Origin of the sequence: Moraxella nasovis (assembly GCF_022701215.1) — a bacterium.
Lineage (GTDB): Bacteria > Pseudomonadota > Gammaproteobacteria > Pseudomonadales > Moraxellaceae > Moraxella > Moraxella nasovis.
The window spans coordinates 1,929,252-1,943,048 of record NZ_CP089976.1; the positions used below are offsets into that span (position 1 = coordinate 1,929,252).

Annotated in this window: 6 protein-coding genes; 4 read left to right on the forward strand and 2 right to left on the reverse strand. The window is 43.8% G+C overall.

The features are described from left to right. Positions 1 to 2 precede the first annotated feature (2 nt). The 4 genes from recD to LU293_RS09340 all read left to right on the forward strand — a co-directional run bounded on the left by recD (position 3) and on the right by LU293_RS09340 (position 10,939). The gene (recD, locus tag LU293_RS09325; RefSeq protein ID WP_242747551.1) at positions 3 to 2,060 is read left to right on the forward strand and encodes an exodeoxyribonuclease V subunit alpha; all 2,058 of its coding nucleotides are present in this window, start codon (positions 3 to 5) and stop codon (positions 2,058 to 2,060) included. A gap of 136 nt (positions 2,061 to 2,196) precedes the next feature. Continuing rightward, positions 2,197 to 3,219 (forward strand): mechanosensitive ion channel family protein, encoded by a 1,023-nt coding sequence (locus LU293_RS09330; protein ID WP_242747553.1) that lies wholly within the window; start codon positions 2,197 to 2,199, stop codon positions 3,217 to 3,219. A 361-nt stretch (positions 3,220 to 3,580) separates the two neighbouring features. Beyond that, entirely contained in the window at positions 3,581 to 4,540 is a 960-nt protein-coding gene (locus LU293_RS09335; RefSeq protein ID WP_242747555.1) for an OmpA family protein, read from the forward strand. Positions 4,541 to 4,606: 66 nt separating this feature from the next. Further along, positions 4,607 to 10,939 carry an Ig-like domain-containing protein gene (locus tag LU293_RS09340; RefSeq protein ID WP_242747557.1) on the forward strand — a complete coding sequence of 2,111 codons (6,333 nt, stop codon included), beginning with the start codon at positions 4,607 to 4,609 and terminating at the stop codon, positions 10,937 to 10,939. Between the two features lie 188 nt (positions 10,940 to 11,127). Here LU293_RS09340 and sthA read toward each other — a convergent pair whose 3' ends face one another. Both sthA and ppsR read right to left on the reverse strand, forming a co-directional pair. Beyond that, positions 11,128 to 12,696, reverse strand: a complete 1,569-nt coding sequence (sthA, locus tag LU293_RS09345; RefSeq protein WP_242747559.1) for a Si-specific NAD(P)(+) transhydrogenase — start codon at positions 12,694 to 12,696, stop codon at positions 11,128 to 11,130. 38 nt (positions 12,697 to 12,734) lie between these two features. Next, entirely contained in the window at positions 12,735 to 13,550 is an 816-nt protein-coding gene (gene ppsR, locus LU293_RS09350; protein WP_242749779.1) for a posphoenolpyruvate synthetase regulatory kinase/phosphorylase PpsR, read from the reverse strand. Between the last annotated feature and the right edge of the window lie 247 nt (positions 13,551 to 13,797).

Below are 13,797 nucleotides of genomic sequence, written 5' to 3' on the forward strand. Positions count from 1 at the left end.
CCATGAATACCCAAGCCATCGCCCATTATATGGTTCTTAGGGCCAAGCAAAATGCCGACTGGTATCGCCAAAAAAACGCCATCACCCATGCTACGCCCATCTGTGAGGTAGATGAGCTGTTTTTTTATTTGGTGAATTTTATTAGCTTAGATGCCTTAAGCTTGGGGCATACATTAATCGTGCTAGATGGGTCAGTAAAGCTGGCAGATTTGTCTGCTACTGTGCCATCATGGCAGATAACGCTGTTTTCGCCTGTGATTGATTGGCTGTGTATCCAAGCACAAACAGGCGATCTAAGTGAAGCTGACTATTACTGGCAACACTTACAAAATCTGGCATTAGAACATAAGCAAAAAGAGGTATGCCTTAATGACATCATGTCTAAGGCTACGGTGCATTTTACCCAAAATACACACCATCAGGCGACATCACTTGATGAGTTTTATCAGATGCTGACGGTGTTGGTGCATTCGTATGATTATGTATGTCATACGTTACATCATAAATTTGATGCGTTTTGTCAGCTTTTAGAAGATAACTATTTTTTTGGAAATGCAAGCGATACTCGGGCTATGACTCCTATTATTTTGCACCATGCAGCAGATAAGCTGTATTTGTGGGGTAATCGAGCTTGGCAAGCTGAAAAACAGCTGCTCGCCCATCTTAAGCGGATTGATTCTGCTGTGGTGAACTGTTTTGACACTGATAACCTAAGTAGCTCATTAAATACTAAGCAACAGCAAGCGATTAAGATGGTATCAAACCATGCCTTTGGTATCATCACAGGTGGGCCCGGCACTGGTAAGACTTTCACTGTGGCTCAGATTGTGCTGGCATTATATGCCAATAACCCCAACACTCGTCTTGCTCTTGCTGCACCGACAGGTAAAGCTGCCCAAAGAATGAGTGAATCACTCCAAAAGGCTCTGCCTGCTGATAAGCTTAAGATTAGCTTACCTGAACCAAATACGCTACACCGCTTGCTTGGTATCGCTCGTCATGGCATACCACGCTATGATGAGAGCCAGCCATTACCGTTTGATGTTATTATTGTTGATGAGGCGTCTATGCTTGGCACTGAGATGGCAAGACGGCTTGTTTGTGCCACAAAGACAGGCACAAGGCTAATCTTATTAGGTGATGCTCATCAGCTTGCAGCAGTAGAAGCAGGGGCGGTGTTATCGGATTTATGCTGTACACCGATGTTTGCTGATCACTTAGTGCATTTGGTGCAGTCACAGCGTTTTAATGATGAGTCAGGCGTTGGGCGACTGGCTAAGATTATTAATGGCACTCAGCCAAATAAGGCAGACTTAGCATTACAGCTACTTTTAGATGACGCATCACTTGGTATCACATGGCTTAAAGATGATGAATCTAGCGATGGGCTGGATAAAGCGGCACTCTATCAGGCGATTATGACAGGTTATCAGGCGTATTTTGAGGCAACTCGGCTACTGCTAAGACGCTTTAGCCAGATGGATGCAGATGCTCAAGCCGATGCCATTTGGGCGTTATTTATCACCTTAAACCGTTATCGTATTTTAACAGCATCGCACCTAGGTCGGTGTGGCGATCACAAGATTAATGAGTTTATCGCTAAAATGCACCAAGATTATCTAAAATTACAGCAGACCCGATCGCCTTGGTATCATGGGCGTGTGGTGATGGTGCAGACGAACCGTTATGATCTTGGGTTGTTTAATGGCGATGTCGGTATCTGTTTACAGGAGAAGGGGCAATTTATCGTGCAGTTTGATGGCAATCCATCATTACGGGTAAGTTCAGCATTACTAGGTGATGATGTCGTCACTACAGCGTATGCCATGACTGTGCATAAATCCCAAGGCTCAGAGTTTGATGAAGTGGCGGTCGTCTTTGATGGGGAGAGTGAAAGACTACTAACCACCGAGCTTATCTATACTGCTATTACTCGTGCCAAGCAGTCTGTGCAGATTTATAGCACGCCAAATGCCTTTAACCAAGCGGTAAATACACCAACAGTGCGTGTAACAGGATTAGGATTGGTATCAACACTCATCACGCCCAGCTGTGATTAACCAGCCGCACTCCCATGCAAAACTGCCTTTAGATGGCATCTTTAAGCGTAGAGTAGACTTTAAACTTGATGATTTTTGTGATAGATTGCGATAAAATAACGCATTTTTGTGTTTAACGACTTATCATGGTGGGACAATGACTCAAGCAACGGATATTAAGCAAGCAGGCGAGCAAATCGTCGATTCTGGCATAGATTTAACCCAAAATGTCGCAAAAGACAGTACAGCAACAGTAAGCCAAGCTAAGCGAGCTGCTGAGCAGGTTGCCGATCAGACCACTCGTGTGATAGAAGACAGCACCAATCATACGCTTGAATTTTTTGGTGTAAGCATGGATATAGACACACTTATCGCTAATAGTATCGAATTATCGGTAAAAATCGTCTTAGCCTTGATTGTGTTTTTTGTTGGACGCTGGATAGGTAAAAAGCTAGTCAAGTTCGCTCGCAGCGTGATGGAACGCAGTAGTATGGATGCGACGGTGGCGAATTTTGTGGGTAATCTATTATATGGCGTCATGCTGATGGCGGTCATTTTAGCAGCACTAAATAAGCTTGGTGTAAACACGAACTCTTTTGTTGCTATTTTAGGTGGTGCAGCGGTTGCCATCGGTATGTCGCTTAAAGACCAGCTGTCAAACTTAGCTGCAGGCGTGATGATTGTCATCTTTCGTCCCTTTGGGCGTGGCGACTATGTAGAAGTGGGTGGCAAGACTGGTACGGTCGTGGATATTACATTGGTAAACACAAGAATTTGTACGCCTGATAACCATGAAGTCATCATCCCAAATGGCGACATCATGACAAGCTCTAGTATCAACTACACATCACTGACGAACCGCCGTGTGCCTATCGTCGTTGGCATCAGCTACTCGGCAGATATTCGTAAAGCTCGCCAGATAATGATTCAAGTTGCCAAAGAACACAAGCTTGTTCTAAGTGATCCAGAGCCTATCGTGAGAGTCACAGAGCTTGCCGATAGTGCGGTGAACTTAACCTTATATGTCTGGTCGGATAATGATAACTGGTTTGTCGTGCAGTGTGATTTGCTCGAGCAGGTTAAGTATGCTTTTGATGATGCAAAAGTGGACATCCCTTATCCTAATCGCACAGTGCACATTGAAGGCTTGGATAAGATTGCCGAGAAGTTATCATCTTAGCTGCTAGGATGCCACGACTGCTAAATTGAGCAAAAAACGGTATTTTTTGTAAATTTTTGTAAAAATTTAGTGTGCTTTTGTTGTCTATGATTGATTGTTTGCGACAATTTTTGTATACTATCATACTATCATACTATCATACTATCATACTATCATACTATCATACTATCATACTATCATACTATCATACTATCATACTATCTGATAGTATGTGTCTATGTCGTCTTATGTACGGCATTTTTTCTTGTCTCATTGGTTTAGCCTGTGCTTAGCCTTGTAGATAACGATTTGTTTAATTAACTTTAGTTATAATGCATTCAAGGATGAATTTTTGTCTTAGGTGCGTTATTAAGGACAGTAAATGTTTACTTATAAAAATCTTGTATTGGCATCAGCGGCTGCCATATCTTTAGGTATGACAGCTTGTAGCACAGCTAAGCCTGCCACTACTCAAACCTCATCGGTTATATGGAATAAGTCTGCTTCAGGGGTGAGTTCAGAAGTTCACAACATTGGGCTTAGCGATCGCACAGCAGCGGTGGTATTTATCCGTCCTGCAACCACCGATACCCCAAATCCTGACTCTAGTACCAATATCAGCCTAAATAACCGTTTTTTGGTTAGCTTACAAGATGGACATTATTCATCAGGCGTTGTTTGTGCTGGTGATGTAACGCTTGGCGTTACGCCTACTGCTGCTAAGACCAATGATCTTAAGCTTGCCGCGACGAACATTAAGTTAGATGCTGGTAAGACGGCATACTTTGCGGTAATGACAGATGAAAGCTTTAAGCCAATCGTACGCCAAGTGAACGAAGAATTAGTAGCACAGCTACTAAAAACTGGCGTGTATAAGCAAGTACACCAAATCAGTCGTGTAGAAGCTAAAGATTGTGCTGTACCTGTAGCACCAACTCCAGCACCAGTAACTCCAGTCGCACAAGTCCCAACACCTAAGACAGGATATTATGTTGAGAAGCGTCCAAACGTTCGCTTGAACATTTTATTTGATTTTGATAAATCAAACATTAAGCCGCAGCACCAGTCAGAAATCGCAAAAGCTGCCGAATTTCTAAAAGAGTACCCAACCGCTCAAGTCATCGTAGAAGGTCACACAGATTCTAAAGGTTCTGATAGCTATAACCAAGCTTTATCAGAGCGTCGTGCTGCCAGTGTGCGTACTGCATTAATCACCAATCATGGTATCGTGCCAAATCGTATCAGTGCCCAAGGTTATGGCGAAACCCGTCCAGTGGCAGATAACAGCACCGAAGAAGGCCGCACACAAAACCGCCGTGTTATGGTAGTTATTCCGAACTAATCTATAACCCGATCACAAATTTATCAAATCTACATCATAAGATGATTTACAATTAAGGCTATTTACATGAAAAATATTATCGTTAAGGTACAAGGAACTAATCAAACCCTTGGGCAGATTAAAGTCGTCACTAAAGATGGCAAGCCTACCAGTGTAAAAACACAGCACAATGCCAACTATGAGTTCATCGATGAAAAAACAGGCGTAGCACCTGACCACATCGTTACTAAGCGTGTAGGTAACGATTTACACATCGCTTTAGATGATGATGGTGCAACAGATCTAATCTTAGAAGATTTCTATGACTCAGAAAATATCGCCCTAATCGGTCAAGCTGAAAATGGCGAATACTACTATTATATCCCAGATACTGGTGAAGTCGCTGACTATGTTACAAATCTGGCCTTAGGCGATATCGAAGGTCAAGCCCTAGGCGGTAGCTCTCTTACTGCTCCATGGTGGGCAGGTGTGGTTGAGACCAAAGCTGCCATCTGGCCATGGCTACTGGGTCTGGCAGCATTAGGCGGTATCGCAGCTGCTGCTGGGGGTAGCAAAGATGCTACAGCCACCCCAACAGACACCACCGCAGACGCTCCTGTCATCACAGCAAGCACTACTGACGGTTCTGTAACTGTCAAACCAGGTAGCGACAATAAAAAAGTTGACATCAGCTTTACTGGTGAAGACGATAAGCCAAAACAAGTCGTGGCTGAAAAAGGCGACCATGACAATAATCCAAACACGCCTGACACTTGGAAAATCACCCAAGGAGGAGACACTGGTGCAACCATCAATCCTAACACTGGTGTGATTACTATCCCACAAGACGCTATCAAAGATGGCAGCCCTGGTAAAGCCACTAGTACTGATGATAAAGGCAATACTGCCAATGCCACCGATGTACCAGCAGGTAATGATATAGGCGACACCCAAGTTGCTGATGGTAATGATGCAGTCAAAACATTGCCAGACGCTCAAGACGAAGGTGGAAACTTAGTGACTACCATCAAACTTACCAACGACCATGGTGGCTCTATCCCTGTTCCAACCATTGAAAATGGTAATGGTAATACACCTGGTAAAGCCAATAATGATGACTTTGGTACACCAACTTATGTAGGTAAAGACAAAGATGGTCAACCAGTAGAAAATGGCGTAACCAAAAATGGCGATCAATTAACCATCAAACCAGGTGTTCAAACGATTGAAGTAACCACGCCAATCAAAAATGACAACACCACAGAAGGCAACGAAACTGCCAAAGTGGTGGTTGATGGCAAAGGTAATGAAGTAACCATTAACGATACTTCTAAGACGCCTGACACCACAGCACCATCAGCACCTGTATTAACAGCCAAAGATGATGGTACGGTTGATGTTGAAGTACCAACTGACGCGAATGCCGGTGACACAGTAGAAGTGAAAGTACCACAAGATGATGGTTCAACCACCACAGTTGTCTTAACTAAACAGCCTGATGGCTCTTGGGAATCAAATAACCCTGATGTCGTACCAAGCATTGACGCAGGTCAAAACAAATCAACCATCCCAGCTGATAAAGTAAAAGATGGTGAGACTGTTACAGCCAAAGCCAAAGACCCAGTTGGTAACGAAAGCAATGCCTCAACAGCAACCGCTAAGACGCCTGACACCACAGCACCATCAGCACCTGTATTAACAGCCAAAGATGATGGTACGGTTGATGTTGAAGTACCAACTGACGCGAATGCCGGTGACACAGTAGAAGTGAAAGTACCACAAGATGATGGTTCAACCACCACAGTTGTCTTAACTAAACAGCCTGATGGCTCTTGGGAATCAAATAACCCTGATGTCGTACCAAGCATTGACGCAGGTCAAAACAAATCAACCATCCCAGCTGATAAAGTAAAAGATGGTGAGACTGTTACAGCCAAAGCCAAAGACCCAGTTGGTAACGAAAGCAATGCCTCAACAGCAACCGCTAAGACGCCTGACACCACAGCACCATCAGCACCTGTATTAACAGCCAAAGATGATGGTACGGTTGATGTTGAAGTACCAACTGACGCGAATGCCGGTGACACAGTAGAAGTGAAAGTACCACAAGATGATGGTTCAACCACCACAGTTGTCTTAACTAAACAGCCTGATGGCTCTTGGGAATCAAATAACCCTGATGTCGTACCAAGCATTGACGCAGGTCAAAACAAATCAACCATCCCAGCTGATAAAGTAAAAGATGGTGAGACTGTTACAGCCAAAGCCAAAGACCCAGTTGGTAACGAAAGCAATGCCTCAACAGCAACCGCTAAGACGCCACAAGACACCCAAGTTGCTGATGGTGATGACGCAGTCAAAACATCACCAAACGCTCAAGACGAAGGGAGTGATCTGACTACTACCATCAAACTTACCAACGACCATGGTGGCTCTATCCCTGCACCGACCATTGAAGGTGGCACAGGAGACAAGCCAGCAACTGCTGATGACTTTGATTTACCTGGTCAAACATTTGTTGGTAAGAACAAAGATGGTCAAGAAGTACCAGATGGCGTAACCAAAAATGGCGATCAACTAACCATCAAACCAGGTGTTCAAACGATTGAAGTAACCACGCCAATCAAAAATGACAACACCACAGAAGGCGATGAAACTGCCAAAGTGGTTGTTGATGGCAAAGGTAATGAAGTAACCATTAACGATACTTCTAAGACGCCACAAGAGCCCAAGTCACAGATACAAGAGCCAAAGAAAGATACTACGCCACCTGCCAAACCTGAAACAGCCCCAGACATGACGGCTGACACAGACACAGGCACAAGCAACACAGATAACATCACCAACGACACCACGCCATCATTTACTGTGCCAACGCCAGTAAATGCAGATGACAAACCTGTGTTATTGGTTGATGGTAATGAAGTACCTGCAACAGCGGTTAAAAACGATGATGGTACAACAACGCTAACACCAGATGCACCATTGCCACAAGGTTCGCACACCATTACTTCAGCAATCAAAGATCCTGCTGGTAATATCAGTGAGCCTAGTCCTGCGCTTGATATCACTATTGATAGTGAAAAACCTGCCAAACCTGAAACAGCCCCAGACATGACGGCTGACACAGACACAGGCACAAGCAACACAGATAACATCACCAACGACACCACGCCATCATTTACTGTGCCAACGCCAGTAAATGCAGATGACAAACCTGTGTTATTGGTTGATGGTAATGAAGTACCTGCAACAGCGGTTAAAAACGATGATGGTACAACAACGCTAACACCAGATGCACCATTGCCACAAGGTTCGCACACCATTACTTCAGCAATCAAAGATCCTGCTGGTAATATCAGTGAGCCTAGTCCTGCGCTTGATATCACTATTGATAGTGAAAAACCTGCCAAACCTGAAACAGCCCCAGACATGACGGCTGACACAGACACAGGCACAAGCAACACAGATAACATCACCAACGACACCACGCCATCATTTACTGTGCCAACGCCAGTAAATGCAGATGACAAACCTGTGTTATTGGTTGATGGTAATGAAGTACCTGCAACAGCGGTTAAAAACGATGATGGTACAACAACGCTAACACCAGATGCACCATTGCCACAAGGTTCGCACACCATTACTTCAGCAATCAAAGATCCTGCTGGTAATATCAGTGAGCCTAGTCCTGCGCTTGATATCACTATTGATAGTGAAAAACCTGCCAAACCTGAAACAGCCCCAGACATGACGGCTGACACAGACACAGGCACAAGCAACACAGATAACATCACCAACGACACCACGCCATCATTTACTGTGCCAACGCCAGTAAATGCAGATGACAAACCTGTGTTATTGGTTGATGGTAATGAAGTACCTGCAACAGCGGTTAAAAACGATGATGGTACAACAACGCTAACACCAGATGCACCATTGCCACAAGGTTCGCACACCATTACTTCAGCAATCAAAGATCCTGCTGGTAATATCAGTGAGCCTAGTCCTGCGCTTGATATCACTATTGATAGTGAAAAACCTGCCAAACCTGAAACAGCCCCAGACATGACGGCTGACACAGACACAGGCACAAGCAACACAGATAACATCACCAACGACACCACGCCATCATTTACTGTGCCAACGCCAGTAAATGCAGATGACAAACCTGTGTTATTGGTTGATGGTAATGAAGTACCTGCAACAGCGGTTAAAAACGATGATGGTACAACAACGCTAACACCAGATGCACCATTGCCACAAGGTTCGCACACCATTACTTCAGCAATCAAAGATCCTGCTGGTAATATCAGTGAGCCTAGTCCTGCGCTTGATATCACTATTGATAGTGAAAAACCTGCCAAACCAACCGTGGCTATCATCGGTGCGACTGACCAAGCTAACGGCAAGGATAATGATGGTAAGATCAACAAAACTGATCTAACAGACAACAAAGCCACCATCAAGGTCACCCTACCAAATGACGTGGAAGTAGGCGATACGCTGACCATCACTGTGCCAAATGCAGACAAGCCAATCACTCACACGGTGACTGCTAAAGATAAAACAGACGGCTTCACTACCACCTTTACACCAAATAAAGAAGGTGAGCCGAACGAAGTCACTGCTAAAGTTACCGATAAAGCAGGCAATCCGTCTATTATCGCCAAAACTTCAGCCATCACTGATCTTATCATCCCAGGTGATATCAATGGTGATGGCACAGCTGATGACGCAGGTAAGCCTGTGGTTGCTATCACCACAGATGCAGACGATGATGGTAACATCACCCCAACTGAGCTAGGTACAAATACAGACCTAGAAGTTAAGGTTACGCTACCAAAAGACGCAGGCTACTCAGCAGGTGATAAACTGGTAATTAATGTAAATGGTTCAGACTTGCCAGAATACAGACTTACCACCGCAGACCTAACGAACGGCTACACCACAACCTTCGTACCAAAAGCCAAAGGTGAAGAAAACGTAGTGACTGCCAAAGTTACAGACGGTCAAGGCAACACATCGTCAATAGGTGAGGATACAGCGACTATCGCTGCACCACCTGTCAAACTAACCCTATCCCTAGCACAAGACACAGGCTCTAGCGATTCTGACAATATCACCAATAATCCTACGGTTAATGTTGCCAACATTCCACAGGGTGCGGCGTGGGAATACAGCCTAGATGGCGGTAGAACTTGGAAAGCTGGTACTGGTAGTAGCTTGAATATGACCAATCCTGAGGGTCGTTTGACAGGTCAGCCAAATAATGTAATTGCACGTGTTAAGGGGGATGATACCACCCAAAGCAATGCATTAGAAGCAATCTACGATGATCGCACCCAGGTGCGCGTGATACCTGAGATTGAAAATAGCAAAGCAGTATTAAAAGTGCTGGCTGAACCAAATTCTACTGTTTTGGTTAATAAACGCAATATTACCGTTGATAGTAAAGGTGTAGCGACTATCTCTGACGTACAAGAAAATCATCCTTATAATGTTTCTGTTACTGATAAAGCGGGTAATGTTAAAACGATTGAAAATCCTGGAGTTGAAGTTTTGATTATGCCAAATATTTATGGCGGTCGTGTTTCACCTCAAGATAGCGAGGAGAGAGTTAAAGAAATTATTAATCAAGGCTCTCCACATGATATAGTCTTAGTTGGTAAAAAAGCTACCAATGGTGAGATCAAAGGCTATGGCGATGTGGGGGGTAATCCGTTGGGTGATATTAATCTTTCATTTGGATCAGGCAACGATGCTCTGGTTGCAACCACTGTGATGGCATCATTTGGCAGGGATACGACATTAAACTTTGATGCTGGCGATGACTCATTGCACTTATTAGCTTACATTAACAATCAAACGGCAGGTAGTCATATTAATATCAATATGGGTGCAGGTAATGATTATGTAAAAGTAGATCGTGATATCAACGACTTTTCTATTCCATCTAATAAACCAAATAGCGTCATTGATTTAGGTGCAGGTAATGATTATATGTATGTTGGAGGACATATACACAAACCTGTAGCTATTAAAGGTGGTGCTGGTTATGATGAGTTGCATTTATTATCTTCAGGCTTTAATGAAAGAGTTTCAGGATTTGAAAAAATTGTTCTAGAAGGCTTAAATAATAAACAGCAACTGGACTTAACCCTTAAAGATGTCATCAATAATAACCAAGATATTAATCTTCATTATCTCACCATTGATGGCAAGATTGGCAAGTCTGTCGTGGATTTGGGCGCTAATGGTGGTGCTGTAGGCAAACCAAATTTTGGTGGTTTCCAAAAAGTGCTTAGCTACCATAACAACGGTAAACATATTGCAGAAAAATCAGGCTATGACGCTTATTGGGATGGCAATGATTTGCATACCTTAGTTTATATTCAGCATGGTATCGCTGTGATCTAACATGCTTTGTTTTTTACACTGATTGAACAAAAAAAACGCTCCGAAGTTCGGGGCGTTTTTTAGTGTTATCAGATAAGTTTTTTATGGTATTTAGCCTAATAGCACCTAAGCCAAAGATAAACCAATCATTAGCCAATAAAACAGCCACTTATCTATCATAAGTGGCTGTTTTTTGTGCGGTTTTATGGTTAAAATATACGATTTATGCCATTTAGTGCCGCCACTCGATAAGCTTCTGCCATAGTTGGATAGTTAAAGGTGGTATTGATGAAGTATTCTAGGGTGTGACCGCACTTCATCACTGCCTGACCGATATGGATAATCTCTGATGAATGGTTGCCATAGCAGTGGATACCTAGTATCTCTAGAGTTTCACGGTGGAATAGGATTTTTAGGACGCCAGAGCGTTCGCCGATGATCTGAGAGCGAGCTAGATGCTTAAAGAAAGCCTGACCGACTTCATAAGGGACTTGGTCACGAGTTAAATCTTCTTCGGTAGCACCGATACTTGAGATCTCAGGAATGGTGTAGATACCTGTCGGCACACTACTGATGAACTCTGCGTTCTCATCACCCACCATAAAGCCTGCTGCATTACGTCCTTGGTCGTAGGCAGCAGATGCCAGTGACGGCCAGCCGATGACATCACCGACCGCATAGATGTGGGGGACGTTTGTGCGATAGGTCTTATCCACTTCAAGCTGACCACGGTTATTCGCTGTCAAGCCGACTGCTTCTAGGTTTAGGCTGTCGGTGTTACCTGAGCGACCATTACACCAAAGGATAGCATCGGATTTGATTTTTTTACCGCTTTTAAGATGAAGTACGACACAGTCATCAAAGGTCTCTAGGTGGTCAATCTCTTCATTATTACGAATGCGTACCCCAAATTGACGAAAGTCATGGCTAAGTGCGTCAGAGATCTCATTATCCAGATAGCTTAGTAGCTGATCTTTATTATTAATCAAATCAACGACATAGCCTAGACCTGTAAAGATAGATGCATATTCACAGCCGATCACGCCAGCACCATAGATGATAATCTTGCGGACGACATAATCCATCTGTAAGATTTTATCTGAGTCAAACACGCGTGGGTGATCAAAATCTAGCAGGTCAGGGCGATAGGGGCGTGAGCCGACAGCGATGACCGCCTTCTCAAAGGTGATGATTTTATTACCTTCATCATGTCCTTGATCGATCTCTAGGGTGTGTTCGCCGATGAATCTGCCCCAGCCTTGGATGACTTCTACACGGTTACGCTCATAAAACAGCTTATGTGTGCTGACTTGGTTTGCGATGACACGGCGAGCCTTACTAAGTACTTTATTTAGCGGTACTTGGAAGTTATCGCTAAATGAACTAAAAATCGGATCACGTCTCATACTGATGATGTTAAAGACCGACTGACGCAGGGCTTTACTTGGGATTGTTCCGACATGGGCACAGTTACCACCCACTTGATCACGTGGGTCGATGACTGCCACTTTTAACCCAGACTTGGCAAGCTTCATGGCAGCAGCTTCACCAGCAGGACCTGCACCCAGTACGATGGCATCGTATTCATAGTTGTGTTTACTGGTTCTTTTTGTGGTGATAGCGACACGCTGACCATCTAGCGGACTGATGAGTAGATGGCTATTATCATGCTCTTCATAAGCAGTTTTGGGGGTGATAATTTCTGCTTGCTTAGCCTTAATATCTGGTTTATCGTCCGCTGTGTCGGTAGCAGGTTTTTGAACCTTGTCTTTTGACATACTAAAGTTTCCTGTGTGTTGATTTAATGTGAATTTGTTTAGCCAATCCGCCGTGCCAAACCTGTCATCTGTAATATGCGAGTGGCAATCTCTTCAACGCTCATCTCTGAAACATTAAGATTGGGGATTTTTTGGGCGGTGTAGATGGCTTGGATTGCACGCTGTTCTTCTTGGCATTGGGCAAGTGACGCATAGCGACTGCCTGCTTTTCGCTCTTGGCGAATGCGTACTAGGCGTTCGGTGTCAATGGTCAGACCAAACAGCTTATGGCGATAAGGTTGTAGCGATTTTGGTAGATTGCTTGTGTCTAAATCTTCTTCAGTTAGTGGGTAGTTTGCCGCACGAATGCCAAATTGTAAGGCAAGATACAGCGATGTGGGGGTTTTACCAGAGCGAGATAACCCCACAAGAATGATGTCAGCCCCATCATAATGCGTGGTTCTCGCCCCATCGTCATTATCTAGGGCAAAATGCACCGCATCAATGCGTGCCTTATAATCATCAGAATCAACATCGCCATGAGCCATGCCTGAGTGTGGGTCAGGGGTTTCACCGATTTCGCCTGCGATACGACTGATGAGTCCTTCATAGATGTCTAAATTGGTGGCATCTGCACTGTTGATGATGGTGCGAATCTCATCGCTGACGATGGTATCAAATACTAGGGGTTTTAATTTTGAAAACTGGTGGGCTTCATTGATACGTTTGACAGCTTCTTTGGCAAGCTCTGGGGTATCCACATAAGGAATGATTTTGATGTCAAATTTGACATTGCCAAATTGACTTAATAATGAGCGGCCCAGCGTCTCTGCGGTAATTGCCGTGCCATCAGAAATAAAAAACGCACTACGCATAGGTTTGGTGTCATTGGTGGTATTAGTCTTGGTGTCATGACTTGGAGTGTGAACGTACATAGCTAAGTCTTTTTTGCTTTGGGGTTTGCTTTTGAGTATAGCATAAAATTTGATTTTGATTAAGAGCTTTATTGGGAGTGGGTTTATTTTGGTGCTTGTGTTGGTGGTTTTGGTAAGTTTTTGGTAAGTTTATTAACTAAGTTAACTAAGTTTGATTAAAATTAAGTTAAGTAGTATTTAAAAAAAT

Bases quoted from the DNA above. Each gene is read 5' to 3' on its own strand.
- recD (WP_242747551.1), top strand. From the start codon at position 3: ATGAATACCCAAGCCATCGCCCATTATATGGTTCTTAGGGCCAAGCAA.
- LU293_RS09330 (WP_242747553.1), top strand. From the start codon at position 2,197: ATGACTCAAGCAACGGATATTAAGCAAGCAGGCGAGCAAATCGTCGAT.
- LU293_RS09335 (WP_242747555.1), top strand. From the start codon at position 3,581: ATGTTTACTTATAAAAATCTTGTATTGGCATCAGCGGCTGCCATATCT.
- LU293_RS09340 (WP_242747557.1), top strand. From the start codon at position 4,607: ATGAAAAATATTATCGTTAAGGTACAAGGAACTAATCAAACCCTTGGG.
- sthA (WP_242747559.1), bottom strand. From the start codon at position 12,696: ATGTCAAAAGACAAGGTTCAAAAACCTGCTACCGACACAGCGGACGAT.
- ppsR (WP_242749779.1), bottom strand. From the start codon at position 13,550: ATGCGTAGTGCGTTTTTTATTTCTGATGGCACGGCAATTACCGCAGAG.